General features: G+C 68.2%; 13 protein-coding genes. 4 read left to right on the forward strand and 9 right to left on the reverse strand.

Translation table 11 applies throughout. The features are described from left to right. Positions 1–37 precede the first annotated feature (37 nt). The 9 genes from AC3AOF_RS20485 to AC3AOF_RS20525 all read right to left on the reverse strand — a co-directional run bounded on the left by AC3AOF_RS20485 (position 38) and on the right by AC3AOF_RS20525 (position 9,564). Positions 38–1,327: a PQQ-dependent sugar dehydrogenase gene (locus AC3AOF_RS20485; protein ID WP_488346343.1), complete on the reverse strand. Its 1,290-nt coding sequence runs from the start codon at positions 1,325–1,327 to the stop codon at positions 38–40. Between the two features lie 124 nt (positions 1,328–1,451). Further along, positions 1,452–2,891 carry an amidase gene (locus AC3AOF_RS20490; protein ID WP_488346344.1) on the reverse strand — a complete coding sequence of 480 codons (1,440 nt, stop codon included), beginning with the start codon at positions 2,889–2,891 and terminating at the stop codon, positions 1,452–1,454. Positions 2,892–3,325: 434 nt separating this feature from the next. Continuing rightward, a complete protein-coding gene (locus tag AC3AOF_RS20495) occupies positions 3,326–4,453 on the reverse strand; it encodes a branched-chain amino acid ABC transporter substrate-binding protein (protein WP_236989131.1) in 1,128 nt (375 codons plus the stop codon). Between the two features lie 160 nt (positions 4,454–4,613). Continuing rightward, on the reverse strand, positions 4,614–4,961 hold the full coding sequence (locus AC3AOF_RS20500) for a DUF6867 family protein (protein WP_236989130.1): 348 nt from the start codon (positions 4,959–4,961) through the stop codon (positions 4,614–4,616). Further along, positions 4,961–5,743 (reverse strand): ABC transporter ATP-binding protein, encoded by a 783-nt coding sequence (locus AC3AOF_RS20505; RefSeq protein ID WP_236989129.1) that lies wholly within the window; start codon positions 5,741–5,743, stop codon positions 4,961–4,963. Before AC3AOF_RS20505 ends, AC3AOF_RS20500 begins: the two co-directional genes overlap by 1 nt. Next, complete coding sequence (locus AC3AOF_RS20510; protein ID WP_488346345.1) at positions 5,740–6,354, reverse strand: LysE family translocator; 615 nt, start codon at positions 6,352–6,354, stop codon at positions 5,740–5,742. The genes AC3AOF_RS20505 and AC3AOF_RS20510 overlap by 4 nt, the downstream gene beginning before the upstream one ends. Continuing rightward, positions 6,351–7,226, reverse strand: a complete 876-nt coding sequence (locus AC3AOF_RS20515) for an ABC transporter ATP-binding protein (protein ID WP_272913256.1) — start codon at positions 7,224–7,226, stop codon at positions 6,351–6,353. Before AC3AOF_RS20515 ends, AC3AOF_RS20510 begins: the two co-directional genes overlap by 4 nt. Further along, complete coding sequence (gene livM / locus AC3AOF_RS20520; RefSeq protein WP_236989127.1) at positions 7,226–8,644, reverse strand: high-affinity branched-chain amino acid ABC transporter permease LivM; 1,419 nt, start codon at positions 8,642–8,644, stop codon at positions 7,226–7,228. Before livM ends, AC3AOF_RS20515 begins: the two co-directional genes overlap by 1 nt. Next, complete coding sequence (locus tag AC3AOF_RS20525; protein WP_236989126.1) at positions 8,644–9,564, reverse strand: branched-chain amino acid ABC transporter permease; 921 nt, start codon at positions 9,562–9,564, stop codon at positions 8,644–8,646. Before AC3AOF_RS20525 ends, livM begins: the two co-directional genes overlap by 1 nt. A gap of 226 nt (positions 9,565–9,790) precedes the next feature. On the opposite strand from AC3AOF_RS20525, the gene AC3AOF_RS20530 reads away from it, so the two are divergent. From AC3AOF_RS20530 to AC3AOF_RS20545, 4 genes are all read left to right on the forward strand, one after another. Then, complete coding sequence (locus AC3AOF_RS20530; RefSeq protein ID WP_236989125.1) at positions 9,791–10,267, forward strand: SRPBCC family protein; 477 nt, start codon at positions 9,791–9,793, stop codon at positions 10,265–10,267. A 257-nt stretch (positions 10,268–10,524) separates the two neighbouring features. Further along, a complete protein-coding gene (locus AC3AOF_RS20535; protein ID WP_236989124.1) occupies positions 10,525–11,019 on the forward strand; it encodes a (2Fe-2S)-binding protein in 495 nt (164 codons plus the stop codon). Between the two features lie 302 nt (positions 11,020–11,321). After that, on the forward strand, positions 11,322–13,691 hold the full coding sequence (locus AC3AOF_RS20540) for a xanthine dehydrogenase family protein molybdopterin-binding subunit (RefSeq protein WP_236989123.1): 2,370 nt from the start codon (positions 11,322–11,324) through the stop codon (positions 13,689–13,691). Positions 13,692–13,711: 20 nt separating this feature from the next. Next, positions 13,712–14,512, forward strand: coding sequence for an FAD binding domain-containing protein (locus tag AC3AOF_RS20545; RefSeq protein ID WP_488346346.1), 801 nt, complete (start codon positions 13,712–13,714; stop codon positions 14,510–14,512). Positions 14,513–14,630 lie beyond the last annotated feature (118 nt).

The following is a 14,630-nucleotide window of genomic DNA, read 5'->3' on the forward strand; positions in this document are numbered from 1 at the left end:
GAGCGGGGCGGCAGCGCCGCCCCAACTCCGAAAGAACCTACTTCTCGTAGGAGATGCGGTAGATCGCGCCGGCCGTGTCGTCGGAGACGAGCAGCGAGCCGTCGGGCAGCGTCGCGACGTCGACCGGGCGGCCGAGATACTCGCCGCCCTCGGTCAGCCAGCCCTCGGCGAAGGGCTCGGGCTTGCCGGCGGTGCCGTCCTTGTTGACCGGTACGTACATCACCCGGGCGCCGATCGGCGTGGTGCGGTTCCAGGAGCCGTGCTCGGCGGTGAAGATGCCGCCGCGATACTTCTCCGGGAATTGCTTGCCCTTGTAGACGATCATGCCGAGATCGGCGGCGTGGGGCGGGAGTTCCGCCTTCGGCGGCACGACGTCAGCCGGGACCTTGTCGTCCTTGTACTCGACCGTGCGGACGCCGCCGCCGCCGTACCACGGGAAGCCGAAATTCTGGCCCGGCTTGGTGATCTGGTTCAGTTCGCCCGGCGGCTGGTCGTCGCCCATGCCGTCGACCTGGTTGTCGGTGAACCACAGCGTCTTGTCGGAGGCGAAGTCCATGCCGACCGAGTTGCGGATGCCGGTGGCGTAGACCTCGCGGTTCTTGCCGTCGGCATCCATGCGGATGATGCCGCCGATGCCGGTCTTGGCGTAGAGGTCGGCCTTGTCCTTGGGCGGCACGTTGTAGGGCTGGCCGAGCGAGACGTAGAGCTTGCCGTCCGGCCCGATGCGGCACATCCGGGCGGTGTGGTTGTAGCTCTCCTCGCTAGGGGGGATCAGCTCGCCCTGCTTGACCACCACGACCGCCGGGCCGTCCGTGCCCTCGTAGAAGAACTCGGCCGCCGGGAAGGCCAGGATCCGGTTCTGCTCCACCACCGTCAGCACGCCGTCGCGGGAGAAGCAGACGCCGTTCGGGATCTTGAAGTCGACGCCGGGGGCGTAGACCTTGACCTCGTCGGCGACCCGGTCCTTGTCGCGGTCGGTGACCGTGTACATCTTCGACTTGCGGGTGCCGACGAAGACCACGCCGGCATTCGGGCCGACCGCCATGGCGCGGGCATCCGGCACCACGGCGTAGAGCTCGATCTTGAACCCGTCCGGCAGCTTGATCTTCTGGAGGGTGCGGTTGATCGCGTCGGCGCGCCGGCCGGTCTGCGGGATCGGCGGCGGCTCGGCGACGCCGGTCTGCTTGAAGCTGCCGAGCTTCTCCAGGTTGTCGACCTTGGCCTTGGTGTCGCCGGCGGTCGTGTCCTGTGCAAGCGCTGCTCCTGCCGAGGAAAGACTTGCGAAGGACACGCTGGCGGCGAGCGCCGCCATCAGGAAGGGCTTCATCTCGTGTCTCCTCCGGTGCCGGCCGTTCGAGCGTGGCCGAGCTTGTTGCCCGCCATTTATGCCGTCGGGCCCTGTCGGCGGCAAGCGGAGCAGGCAGCCTATCCCGTTCGCCGCCCCGCGTTTTTCAGCCGCGCAAGGCCGGCGGCAGGGTCCGGTCGAAGCCGGTCACGGCCTCGTAGGCCGCCGCGATGGCCAGCAGCCCCGCCTCGTCCTGGTTCGGGGCGATGAGCTGGAGCCCCATCGGCAGCCCGGCCGGGTTGAGGCCGACCGGCAGGCTGATCACCGGGCATCCGGACATCGTGCCCGGCACCACCACCTCCATCCAGCGGTGATAGGTGTCCATCTCGCGCCCGTTGATACGGCGCGGCCAGGTCTCCCCGGCATCGAACGGAAAAACCTGCGCGGCGGGCAGGGCCAGCACGTCGAAGCGCTCGAACAGGCCGCGCACGCACTGGTACCAGGCGGTGCGGGTGATGCTGGCAGCGTGCAGGTCGAAGGCCGTGAGCCTCTCACCCTGCTCGACCTCCCAGACCGCTTCCGGCTTCATCTGCGCTCGCTTCCCCGGATCGCGCCAATGCGCCGCGAGGCCGGCACCGATGATCCCCTGGCGCAAGGTCACCCAGGCGCGCCAGATCGCCTCCGGATCAAAGGGCGGCAGGACCGGCTCGACCACGGCACCGTGGTCGGAGAAGACTTTCAGGCCGGTCTCGCAGAGGTCGAGCACGCCGGGCTCGAAGGCCAGGTGCCCGCCGTAATCGCCGATCCAGCCGATGCGCAGGCCCTTCAGCTCACGCGGCCGGATGGTGGCGAAGCCGGCGGGGTTCTGGCGGATCGCGTTCGGCGTGCGCGGGTCGTCACCGGCCTGGACCGAGAGCAGCAGGCCGAGATCGGCGGTGCAGCGCGCCATCGGCCCGAGGACTCCGAGCTGGGGCAGGAAGACCTCGTCGGTGCTGTTCGGAATCCGGCCGGCGGCGGGGCGCAGGCCCAGCACGTTGTTCCAGGCGGCGGGGTTGCGCAGCGAGCCGCCATGGTCGCTGCCATCGGCGAGCGGGACCATGCGGAGCGCCAGCGCCACCCCAGCCCCGCCGCTCGAGCCGCCGCCGGCCTTCGCCGGGTCGTAGGCATTGCGGGTCGTGCCGAAGACCGGGTTGGTGCTGTGCGAGCCGAGGCCGAATTCCGGCACGTTGGTCTTGCCGATCAGGATCGCACCGGCGCTTTTCAGCCGCGCGACGTGGATCGCATCGGTCTCCGGCACGGTGTCGCGGAAGAGCGGGGATCCTTGCGTGGTGCGGATCCCGGCCGTCGCCGAGAGGTCCTTCACCGCGTGCGGCAGCCCGTGCAGCGGCCCGCGCGGGCCGTTCGCCGCCAGTTCCCGGTCGGCGGCCTCGGCCTCGGCGAGCAGGATATCCGGATCACGCTGGGAGACGATCGCGGTCACCGACGGGTTGTGGCGGGCGATCTGGTCGAGATGGGCCTGCATCACCTCGCGGGCCGAGACGGCCCGGTCGCGGATCGCCCGCGCGAGATCGGTGGCATGCATCATGACGAGATCGGACGAAGGCATCGGGGGTTCCTGCACGGTCGCGGCAGCGGAGCACGGGAGCGGGGGCTGGACAAGCGCCGCGCATGGGCAGGCCTCCGCTGCCCCGTGCATGGTTCACGCTCCGCGCAAATTACATCACACGGGAAATCGATCTGGCATAAACGCCGACAAATCTCCGCGTCATACCAATGGCCCAGGATGCTGACGCATCGGGCCATTGATCCAACTCGAATTGTCGATTTCAAGCCAGAGGCTTGGCGAAAATTCGAGAACGGAACCAAAGGTCGTTTCCAACGACCGTTGGTATCATTCCGGGGCCGCGCAGCGGAGCCCGGAATGACGCGGAGGGCTCGAGATCGGCCGATCCTCGCCAGACACGAAAATCAGCCGAAGCCTGACCATAAAAAAGGCTCGGCGCACGAGGCGCCGAGCCGGCCTGATGGAGCTTTAACTTATTATTGGGTCAGCTCGTTACCGGTATAGTCGATCCGGCCGTCGCTGCCCTTCTTCCACATGTACATCACGTAGTCGGGACGGGTGATGTCACCCTTCTTGTCGTAGGCGATGTCGCCGATCACGGTCTTGAACGGCTTGCCCTCATGCATGTAGGCCGCGACCTTCTTGCCGTCGGCCGACTTCGTGGCCGTCATGGCGTCCTTCAGGATCTGGACGGCGGCGTAGGAGTAGAGGGTGTAGGCTTCCGGGTCGATGTTCTTGGCCTTGAAGGCCGCGACCACGTCCTTGGCGTTGGGGTTCTTGCGGGCATCCGGCGCGAAGGTCATCAGCGTGCCGTCGGCGCCGGGGCCGGCGATCTGGGCGTATTCCTTGTCGGTGATGCCGTCGCCGCTCATCAGCGGGGCGTTGAGGCCCTGGTCGCGCATCTGGCGCACGATCAGGCCGGCCTCGGTGTGCAGGCCGCCGTAATAGACCACGTCGGCCTTGGCCTGCTTCAGCTTCGAGACGAGGGCCGAATAGTCCTTCTCGCCCGGGTTGATGCTCTCGAACAATACGTCCTTGCCGCCCTTGGCCTTCAGGGCCTTCAGGGTCTCGTCGGCCAGCCCACGGCCATAGGGCGTCTTGTCGTTGACGAAGGCGATGTTCTTACCCTTGAACTTGTCCGCCAGGTAGGCGCCGGCGACCGCGCCCTGCTGGTCGTCGCGGCCGCAGGTGCGGAAGGTGTTCCACAGCTTGCGGTCGGTGAATTTCGGGTTGGTCGAGGCCGGGGTGATCTCGACGATGCCGGATTCGGCGTAGACGTCGGAGGCCGGGATCGAGACGCCGGAGTTGAAGTGCCCGACCACGGCCTTCACGCCCTCGGCGGCGAACTTGTTGGCGACCGAGACGCCCTGCTTCGGATCCGACGCATCGTCACCGACGACCAGGACGATCTTCTGGCCGTTGATGCCGCCGGCCTTGTTGATGTCCTCGACGGCCTGCTCGGCGCCGTTCTTGAGCTGGGCGCCGAAGGCGGCGTTGGGGCCGGTGATCGGGCCGGCCACGCCGAGCTTGATCTGGGCCTGCGCCGATCCGGCCCAGGCGACGGTGGCCGCGAGGGCGAAGCCGGCCAGTAGCGTGCGCTTCATCTCAATACTCCTCTGGATCGACGGTCACGGCGGGCTCGCAGGCCCTTTCGGCCGGGAAACCGGGGCGTGGGGACCCCGGATCGGTTGCCGGGGCGATGAACGCTCCGGATCGCCCGCATCCTGCACCCGTCGCGGGGCGCAGGAACAGGGGGCGTGGGGCTTAAGCCTTCGCCCGCCAGGAGAGCGGGCCGCTGCGCTCGTAGAGCCAGCGATACTGCGTCGTCATCTGCCGGGCGCGGGTGGCACGGTAGCCGGCCGAACCGATGATCAGTAGCACGATCGTGTCGACGACGTAGTAGTACGGCGACAGGAGCGTGCCCCCGAACAAGGCGTAGTGGATGAAGCGCACGGCAAAGCCGAGCAGCAGCAGCGAGACCACCGCCTGCCAGTACGGCTTCCAGCCGAGCGCGATGCCGCGGCCGATCATCCAGGCCATCCAGCCGCCCATCACCACGGTGACGAGCAGGAAGAGCCAGATCGTGCTCTCCTCGTGGAGGAATCCCTGCATCAGTGCCGTCCCCCTTCGAGATAGGCGGCCTTCACCGACGGGTCGTCGAGGAGTTGCTTGCCGGTGCCCGACATCGTGATCGTGCCCGTCACCATGACGTAGCCGCGATGCGCCAGCTTGAGGGCGTGGTAGGCGTTCTGCTCGACGAGGAAGACCGTCATGCCGTCGCGCTCGTTCAGCTCCTTGATGGCGGAGAAGATCTGCTTGACGATGAGCGGCGCCAGGCCGAGCGACGGCTCGTCGAGCAGCAGCAGCCGCGGCCGGCTCATCAGGGCGCGGGCGATCGCCAGCATCTGCTGCTCGCCGCCCGACATCGTGCCGCCGCGCTGGTAGAGCCGTTCCTTCAGGCGCGGGAATATCGCACAGACCCGCTCCAGGTCCTGCTCGAAATGGGCGCCGCCATTGACGGCGGCTCCCATCTGCAGGTTCTCGTAGACGGTCATGCGCGGAAAGATCCGCCGCCCCTCCGGCGATTGCGCCAGGTTGAGCCGGGCGATCTCGTGGGTGGGCATCTTGGTGATGTCCCGGCCCGCATAGGTGATGGTGCCCTCGCGCGCCCGGGGGGAGCCGAAGATCGTCATCATCAGGGTCGACTTGCCGGCGCCGTTGGCGCCGATCAGCGTGACGATCTCGCCCTCGTTGACGTCGAGATCGACGCCCTTGAGCGCGATGATGTTGCCGTAATAGGTCTTCACCCCGCGCACGGTGAGGAGGGGGGACCGGGACCCGGCTTGCCGGGCGCGGGTCTCGTCCACCAGGACGTTGATGCCGGCGACGCTCACGGGGTGCTCCGGGCGGCGGCGAATCCGGCGCCGATGAGGAGGCTGCCGCCGACGCGGTTCATCAGCCGCACCCGGGAGGGGCTGGCGAAGAACCCGCGGGCCTGGGAGGCGGCGAGGGCGTAGCCGAGCGCGTTGAGGAAGGCGAGGGCGACGAAGGTCACCTCGAACACCACCATCTGGGTCAAGAGATCCCCTTGCGGATCGAGGAATTGCGGCAGGAACGCCACGAAGAAGGTCAGGCTCTTCGGGTTGAGCGTGGTGACGAGCCAGGAATGCGCCACCATCCGCAGGGCCGGCGCGCCGGAGCGCGGCGCGGCCTGGAACTGGCTGCCGGCCCGCCACAACTTGATGCCGAGCCAGACCAGGTAGGCGGCACCGCACCATTTCAGCACCGTGAACAGGGTGGCCGAGGCCGCGAGCAACGCGCCGAGGCCCAGCAGCGACAGCGTCATGGCGGTCAGATCGCCGAGGGCGACGCCGATCGCCGCCGGCAGGGCGGCCCGCAGGCCGCTGCCGATGGCGTAGGACACGACGAGGAGAATCGTCGGGCCCGGAATGACCAGCAGGATCGCCGAGGAGGCCGCGAAGGCGGCCCAGGTTGTGAACGTCATACCCCCACCTCCGCCTCGACCTGCTCCACCTCGTCGTCCTCGACGCCGAGATAGGCGGCGATGACGCTCTGGTCGCTCTGGATCTCCGAGGGCGTGCCGTCGGCGATCTTGGTGCCGTAATCGAGCACCACGACGTGGTCGGAGATCTCCATCACCACCGACATGTCGTGCTCGATGAGGAGCACCGAGGTGTCGTAATCGTCGCGGATCGCCCGCAGGAGATCGTTGAGCAGCAGCGATTCGCGTGGGTTGAGGCCGGCGGCCGGCTCGTCGAGGCAGAGCAGGACCGGGTCGGTGCACATCGCGCGGGCGATCTCGAGCCGACGCTGGTCGCCGTAGGGCAGGGCGCCCGCCGGATCGTCGGCCCGGTCGATCAGCTGGATGCGCTCCAGCCACGCCTTGGCCCGATCCAACGCCGCCTTCTCGGCCCGGCGATAGGCCGGCAGGCCGAGCAGCCCCGCGATGGTGTAGCCGGAGGCCAGCATCAGGGGATTGTGCTGCGCGACCAGCAGGTTCTCCAGCACCGTCATGCCGGTGAACAGGCGGATGTTCTGGAAGGTGCGGGCGACCCGCGCGTTCCGGTTCACCGCGTAGCCCGGCAGCCGCTCCAGCAGGAACTCCGCGCCGTCGCGGTGGCGCAGGGTCATCATGCCTTCCGTCGGCTTGTAGAAGCCGGTGATGCAGTTGAAGACCGTGGTCTTGCCGGCGCCGTTCGGGCCGATCAGCGCCGTGATGTCGCCGCGGCCGACCTTGAACGACAGGTCGTTGACGGCGACGAGGCCGCCGAAGCGCATGGTGACGTGGTCCACCGTCAGGACCGGATCGGCCATGCGGGGGGAAGCGAGAGAAGCGGAGGACATCGAGGTCGACATCAGCCGTGGCCCTCCTTCACGAGGGAGCCCGAGATGCGCTTGCGCTCCTTGAGCACGATCGAGGGCGCGCGTTCCGAGATCAGGCCGCGGGGGCGCCAGATCATCATGATCACCATGGCGAGGCCGAACAGCAGCAGGCGGTACTCGTTCGGATCGAAGCCTTCGCCGAACACCGCCTTGAGGAAGCCGAGGTTGCGCAGCATCTCCGGCCCGCCGACCATCGCCACTGCGGCGACGGCGACGCCGATCTGCGAGCCCATGCCGCCGAGCACCACGATCGCCAGGATGATCGCGCTCTCGAGGAAGTTGAAGCTCTCGGGGCTGACGAAGCCCTGGCGCACCGCGAAGAACGAGCCGGCGAAGCCGCCGAACATCGCGCCGAGCGCGAAGGCCGTGAGCTTGGTGTTGGTGGTGTTGATGCCGAGCGACCGGCAGGCGATCTCGTCCTCGCGCAGGGCCTCCCAGGCCCGGCCGATCGGCAGGCGGCGAAGCCGCAGGGTCACGCCGTTGGTGATGAGGGCGAGTGCCAGGATCAGGTAGTAGAGGAAGATCACCCGGTGCATCGGGCTGAAATCGAGCCCGAACTTCGCCGCGAACCCGTCCTCGTCCGCGGTGAACGGCACGCCGAAGAAGGTGGCGCGGGGGATCGACGAGATGCCGGCGGCGCCCCCTGAGAAATCGGTCCAGTTGATGAGGACGAGACGGATGATCTCGCCGAAGGCCAGCGTCACGATGGCGAGGTAGTCGCCGCGAAGCCGCAGGACGGGGAAGCCCAGCACCATGCCCCAGAGGCCCGCGAACAGGCCGGCGAGCGGCAGGCAGACCCAGAACGACAAGCCGAACACCGTCGACAGCAGCGCGTAGGAATAGGCGCCGACGGCGTAGAAGGCGACGTAGCCGAGATCGAGCAGGCCCGCGAGCCCGACCACGATGTTGAGGCCCCAGCCCAGCATCACGTAGGTGAGGATCAGGATGCCGAGGTCGATCCAGTAGCGGGATTCGCCGAGGCCCCCGGTGCCGAGCACGGCGAGCAGCGGGAAGGCCAGTGTCACGCCGAGGAAGGCCGGCAGGGCGTAGGTCGACAGCCTCTGCGAGGCGTTCGGCTCGGCGTGCACCGCCTCCGTCGCCTGGACCGGCGAGGGGGTCAGCGCCCGGCGGGCGTCGCGGTTGGCGAGGATCAGCCTTTGCGCGAGGCGTCCGACGAAGACGATGCCGCACAGGATCGCGACGAGGCCCCAGCGCGGCACCAGGTCGAGGGCGGAGGTCTGGCTCAGATCGGTGCGGAAGGCGACGATCGGAAAGCAGAGGCCGAAGGTGACGAGCGCGAACAAAGCCGCGTCCTTCACGATCGCCGCCATGTCGGTGGCGGCGCGGTCGGCGGCGTTGGGCGCCGGCAGGGTGTTGGCCGGGTTCGCCATCAGACCTTCTCGACCTCGGGCCGGCCGAGGATGCCGGACGGCATGAAGATGAGCACGATCGCGAGGATCGAGAACGCCGCCACGTCCTTGTACTCGATGGAGAAATACGCAGACCAGAAGGTCTCGACGAGGCCGATGAGCAAGCCCCCGAGCACCGCGCCGGGCAGGCTGCCGATGCCGCCGAGCACCGCCGCCGTGAAGGCCTTGACGCCGGGGGTGAAGCCGTCCGCGAAGGACACGACGCCGTAATAGAGCAGGTACATGGTGCCGGCGACGGCAGCGAGGGCCGCCCCGAGCACGAAGGTCAGCGAGATGGTGCGGTCGACGTCGATGCCCAGCAAAGCTGCCATCTTGCGGTCCTGCTCGCAGGCGCGCTGGGCCCGGCCGAGCGGCGTCTTCTGCACCAGGTACCAGAACCCGGCGAGAAGGAAGACCGTGGTCAGCATGATGATGATCTGCTTGTAGGAGAGCGCCACGGCGTAACCGTTATCACCGGTCCACAGCGTGATCACCTCGCGCATCATCGGTGGGGTCGGCTTGTTGCGGGCGCCCTGCACCACCTGGACGAAGTTCGACAGGAAGATCGCGACGCCGATCGCCGAGATCAGCGGCGCCAGGCGGAACGAGCCGCGCAGCGGCCGGTAGGCCACGCGCTCGATCGCCCAGCCCCACAGGGCGGTGAGCACCATTGCGCAGATCAGGACGATCAGCAGCGCCAGGGCGATCGACGAGATGCCGAGCCAGGTCGTGACGATCAGGAAGGTGATCAGCGCGATGAAGGCCGAGAGCATGAACACGTCGCCATGGGCGAAGTTGATCATGCCGATGATACCGAACACCATCGTGTAACCGATGGCGATGAGGCCGTAGATCGACCCCAGCGTCAGCCCATTGATGAGCTGCTGCGCGAAGACCTCCATGCGGTCACGTTCTCCATTCGCGGGCTTGTCGCCCGGGCCTCCCTGGCCGTGCCCCGTCATCCGGGTGTCACGACCGTCCCTTGGCGCGAGGCTTAGCAAGCACCGCACCACTCGACAATCCGGAGTTGCCGGGCGGGTGTGCGAAAGCCCCGCTGGCCCCGACGCTACGGCTCCGCTACCCTCCCCGGGAAGCCCGTTTGACCACGAGCAAGGGGGGAGCGCCGCCATGGCGATGACGATGACCGGCGAGGTGCTGCTGCCGGCCGACCAGCAGACCGTGTGGGAGAAGCTGAACGACCCCGAGGTGCTCAAGCGCTGCATCCCGGGCTGCGAGACCCTGGAGAAGGTTGGGGACAACGAGCTGCAGGCGTCGGCCAAGATCGCGGTCGGTCCCGTGAAGGCGACCTTCAAGGGCAAGGTGACGCTCACCGACATCGACCCGCCGAACGGCTACCGCATCACCGGCGAGGGCCAGGGTGGCGTCGCGGGCTTCGCCAAGGGCGGGGCGGTGGTGCGGCTGGAGCCCGCCGAGGGCGGCCAGACGAAGATGACCTACGACGTCGAGGCCAGCGTCGGCGGCAAGATCGCTCAGCTCGGCGGCCGCCTGATCAACGGCGTGGCGAAGAAATACGCCGACAACTTCTTCGACACGTTCGCCAAGGAGGTGCAGGGCGGCGAGGGGGGCGAGACCTCGGCGGCCTGACGCCGCTTTCGATCGCCTGCGATCAATTTGCTGCGAGGCGAATCGGCAGAATGCCCGAAACCGGGCGAAAACGGCCGGTTTGCGCGCCAAAAAGTCGGAGCGCCGCGCCTTGACCGGCGCTTCCGGCCGGTTGACACTCGAATTCGAGCGATTCCAGAAAGGCAGGCCGGCCCGGCCACCATGAGCGACAGGGTCCGACGGACAGGACCCGCGGGTTTCGGCCAAGAAGCCTTTGGGGCAGGAGGAGGACGTCACCCATGAGCGCTGTCAGCCTGACGGTGAACGGCAAGGCCGTGACCGCCGACATCGATCCGCGCACGCTGCTGGTGCAGTACCTGCGTGAGAATCTCCGCCTCACCGGTACCCATGTCGGCTGCGATACCAGCCAGTGCGGCGCCTGCGTGGTCCATCTCGACGGCGAGGCGATCAAGGCCTGCACCGTGCTGGCGGTCCAGTGCAATGGCCGATCGGTCACCACCATCGAGGGCCTGGCGTCGGGCGGCGAGCTGCACCCGATGCAGGCGGCCTTCCGCGAGCATCACGGCCTCCAATGCGGCTACTGCACCCCCGGCATGATCATGACCGCCGTGGATCTGGTGCGCCGCAAGGGCAATTCCCTCGACGAGCACACCATCCGCGACGAGCTGGAAGGCAATATCTGCCGCTGCACCGGCTACCACAACATCGTGAAGGCGATCGCGGCGGGCGCCGGGAACATGGCGGCCGAGCCGCAGAAGGTCGCGGCGGAGTAGTGCGACGCTTCTGAACCCTCCCCCCCTCTGCGGGGGAGGGTGCCCGGCGGAGCCGGGCGGGAGAGGGGGCGACGCTTCCGGAGAGGTCGCGCCTCGATGAGGAGCGCCCCCTGGATCAGCGTCGCGCTGCCCCTCTCCCGGCTCGCTTCGCTCGCCACCCTCCCCCGCAGAGGGGGGAGGGTTGAAACCTGCGCTTTACGAAAAATCCGTCCGCGCCATCCGGACCGACAACAAGACGCCATCAAGAACGAGGCCGGCCCCGCGGCGCCGGCCCGCGAGGCCAGATCCGGGAGATACACGCCATGACCGCCACGGGTATCGGCGCCTCGGTGCGCCGCAAGGAAGACCAGCGCTTCATCACCGGCAAGGGCCGCTACGTCGACGATTACAACCGTCCGGGCCAGGCCTACGCGTATTTCCTGCGCTCCCCCCACGCCCATGCCGAAATCCGCGGCATCGACATCTCGGCCGCCGCCGCGATGCCGGGGGTCGTCGGCATCCTGACCGGCGAGGATTTGGCGGCCGACAAGGTCGGCGGCCTGATCTGCGGCTGGATGATCCATTCCAAGGACGGCACGCCGATGAAGGCCGGGGCGCATCCGGCGCTGGCCCAGGGCAAGGTGCGCTATGTCGGCGACCACGTCGCGGTGGTGATCGCCGAGACCCTGGCCCAGGCCAAGGACGCCGCCGAGGCCATCACCGTCGATTACGACCTGCTGCCCGCCGTGGTCGAGACCGCGAAGGCCGCGGGCGCCGCCACGGTGGTGCACGACGTTGCCCCCGACAACACCGTCTTCAACTGGCATCTCGGCAACCAATCCGACGTCGAGGCGGCCTTCGCCCGTGCGGCGCACGTCACCAAGCTCGACATCGTCAACAACCGCCTGGTGCCGAACCCGATCGAGCCCCGCGCGGCGGTCGGCGAGTACGACGAGGCCGAGGAAGCCTTCACCCTCTACACCACGAGCCAGAACCCGCACGTGGCGCGCCTCGTGCTCTCGGCCTTCATCGGCATCGCGCCGGAGAACAAGCTGCGGGTGGTGGCGCCGGATGTCGGCGGCGGCTTCGGCTCGAAGATCTTCATCTACGCCGAGGAGACGATCTGCGTCTGGGCGGCGAAGAAGGTCGGCCGGCCGGTCAAGTGGACCAGCGACCGCACCGAGGCGTTCCTGTGCGACGCGCACGGCCGCGACCACGTCACCCATGCCGAGCTGGCAATGGACGAGGGCGGCAAGATCTTAGGCCTCAAGGTCCACACGATCGCCAATCTCGGCGCCTATCTGTCGACCTTCTCGTCGTCGGTGCCGACCTACCTCTACGCGCCGCTGCTATCCGGCCAGTACAACATCCCGGCGATCTACTGCGAGGTCGACGGAGTCTACACCAACACCGCGCCGGTGGATGCCTATCGCGGCGCCGGGCGACCGGAGGCGACCTTCGTCATCGAGCGGCTGGTCGAGGTCGCGGCGCGCGAGTTGAACCAGGACCCGGCGAAGTTCCGGCGCAAGAACTACATCAAGAGCTTCCCGCACCAGACGCCGGTCATCATGATGTACGACGGCGGCGACTATTCCGCTTCCCTCGACAAGGCGCTGGAGATCGCCGACCACAAGGGCTTCGCCCGGCGCCGGCGCGAGAGCGCCCGCAACGGCAAGCTTCGCGGCATCGGTTTCTCGTCCTACATCGAGGCCTGCGGCATCGCCCCGTCGCAGGCGGTCGGGTCGCTCGGTGCCGGCGTGGGCCTGTGGGAATCGGCCGAGGTGCGGGTGAACCCGACCGGGTCGATCGAGGTGCTGACCGGCTCGCACAGCCACGGGCAAGGGCACGAGACCACCTTCGCCCAGCTCGTCTCCGACCGGCTCGGCGTGCCGATCGAGAGCGTCACCATCGTCCACGGCGACACCGACAAGGTGCAGTTCGGCATGGGCACCTACGGCTCGCGCTCCGGCGCGGTCGGCATGTCGGCCATCGCCAAGGCGATCGACAAGGTGGTGGCCAAGGGCCGCAAGGTCGCGGCCTACGCGATGGAGGCGGGCGAGGACGACATCGAGTTCAAGGACGGCCGCTTCTCGGTCGCCGGCACCGACAAGTCTCTCGCTTTCGGGGAAGTGGCGTTGCAGGCCTACGTCGCCCACAAGTTCAGCGGCGCGCAGCTCGAGCCGGGGCTGAAGGAGGGGGCGTTCTACGATCCCACCAACTTCACCTTCCCGGCCGGGATGCACATCTGCGAACTGGAGGTCGATCCCGATACGGGTGTGGTGACCATCGAGAAATTCACGGCGGTCGACGATTTCGGCAACGTCATCAATCCGATGATCGTCGAGGGCCAGGTCCATGGCGGTATCGCGCAGGGCGTCGGACAGGCCCTGTTCGAGGGCGCGCTCTACGATGCCGACGGCCAGCTCGTCACCGCGAGCTTCATGGATTACCGCATGCCGCGGGCGGCCGACCTGCCCTCGTTCGAGGTCGGCATGACGGTGACGCCGTGCCCGTCGAACCCGCTGGGCATCAAGGGCTGCGGCGAAGCCGGCGCCATCGCGGCGCCTGCCGCGGTGATGAACGCGCTCACCGACGCGCTCGGCCACGAGAACATCGCGATGCCGGCGACCCCGTTGGCGGTGTGGCGGGCGGCGCAAGCCAGCCCCCACCTGCGCCCGGAAGCCGCGGAATAAGATCAAGTCTGGAGAGCCCCATGTACGCTTTCGCCTATCACCAGCCGACCAGCCTCAAGGAGGCCGTCAGCCTGCTCGCCGGCGAGGATGCCAAGCTCGTTGCCGGCGGCCACACCCTGATCCCGACGATGAAGCAGCGGCTGGCCGCCCCCGGCACGCTGATCGACCTCGGCAAGGTGCCGGACCTCGTCGGTATCGAGCGCAGCCCGCGCTCGATCACGATCGGCGCCATGACGACCCACGGCTCGGTGGCGGCGTCCAACGACGTGAAGGAGGCGATCCCGGCTCTCGCCGAGCTGGCGGCGCTGATCGGCGATCCGGCGGTGCGCCACCGCGGCACGATCGGCGGCTCGGTCGCCAACAACGATCCGGCGGCGGATTACCCGGCGGCGTGCCTGGCGCTCGGCGCCACGATCAGCACCAACAAGCGCAAGCTCACGGCAGAAGAATTCTTCACCGGCCTGTTCGAGACGGCGCTGGAGGAGGGCGAGATCGTCACCGGCGTCTCGTTCCCGATCCCCCACAAGGCGGCCTACGAGAAATTCCGCAACCCGGCCTCGCGCTACGCCCTCGTCGGCGTGTTCGTGGCCAAGCGTCCGAGCGACATCCGCGTCACGGTGACCGGTGCCGGCTCGAACGGGGTATTTCGCTGGACCGAGGCCGAGGAGGCTTTGGCCAAGCGCTTCGCCGCGAAGTCGCTGGAGGGGATGTCGCCGTCCGCGAGCGGCCTCAACAGCGACATTCACGCGGATGCCGATTACCGCGCGCACCTGATCGGCGTGATGGCGCGGCGCGCCGTGCAGAAGGCGGCGGATCGGTAAGGCGCGACGCGCGCGTGAGAATCCTCCCCCCTCTGCGGGGGAGGGTGCCCCACGGAGTGGGGCGGGAGAGGGGCAGCGCGGACGGTGCCGGACTTGGCGCCCTTCATGACGGTCGCGA

The organism is Methylobacterium sp. 142-1Y (genome assembly GCF_057747795.1).

What these genes read in the sequence shown, in the direction of transcription:
- livM (WP_236989127.1), bottom strand. Translation starts at nt 8,644, where the DNA reads ATGGCGAACCCGGCCAACACCCTGCCGGCGCCCAACGCCGCCGACCGC.
- AC3AOF_RS20525 (WP_236989126.1), bottom strand. Translation starts at nt 9,564, where the DNA reads ATGGAGGTCTTCGCGCAGCAGCTCATCAATGGGCTGACGCTGGGGTCG.
- AC3AOF_RS20485 (WP_488346343.1), bottom strand. Translation starts at nt 1,327, where the DNA reads ATGAAGCCCTTCCTGATGGCGGCGCTCGCCGCCAGCGTGTCCTTCGCA.
- AC3AOF_RS20490 (WP_488346344.1), bottom strand. Translation starts at nt 2,891, where the DNA reads ATGCCTTCGTCCGATCTCGTCATGATGCATGCCACCGATCTCGCGCGG.
- AC3AOF_RS20495 (WP_236989131.1), bottom strand. Translation starts at nt 4,453, where the DNA reads ATGAAGCGCACGCTACTGGCCGGCTTCGCCCTCGCGGCCACCGTCGCC.
- AC3AOF_RS20500 (WP_236989130.1), bottom strand. Translation starts at nt 4,961, where the DNA reads ATGCAGGGATTCCTCCACGAGGAGAGCACGATCTGGCTCTTCCTGCTC.
- AC3AOF_RS20530 (WP_236989125.1), top strand. Translation starts at nt 9,791, where the DNA reads ATGGCGATGACGATGACCGGCGAGGTGCTGCTGCCGGCCGACCAGCAG.
- AC3AOF_RS20545 (WP_488346346.1), top strand. Translation starts at nt 13,712, where the DNA reads ATGTACGCTTTCGCCTATCACCAGCCGACCAGCCTCAAGGAGGCCGTC.
- AC3AOF_RS20515 (WP_272913256.1), bottom strand. Translation starts at nt 7,226, where the DNA reads ATGTCGACCTCGATGTCCTCCGCTTCTCTCGCTTCCCCCCGCATGGCC.
- AC3AOF_RS20510 (WP_488346345.1), bottom strand. Translation starts at nt 6,354, where the DNA reads ATGACGTTCACAACCTGGGCCGCCTTCGCGGCCTCCTCGGCGATCCTG.
- AC3AOF_RS20540 (WP_236989123.1), top strand. Translation starts at nt 11,322, where the DNA reads ATGACCGCCACGGGTATCGGCGCCTCGGTGCGCCGCAAGGAAGACCAG.
- AC3AOF_RS20535 (WP_236989124.1), top strand. Translation starts at nt 10,525, where the DNA reads ATGAGCGCTGTCAGCCTGACGGTGAACGGCAAGGCCGTGACCGCCGAC.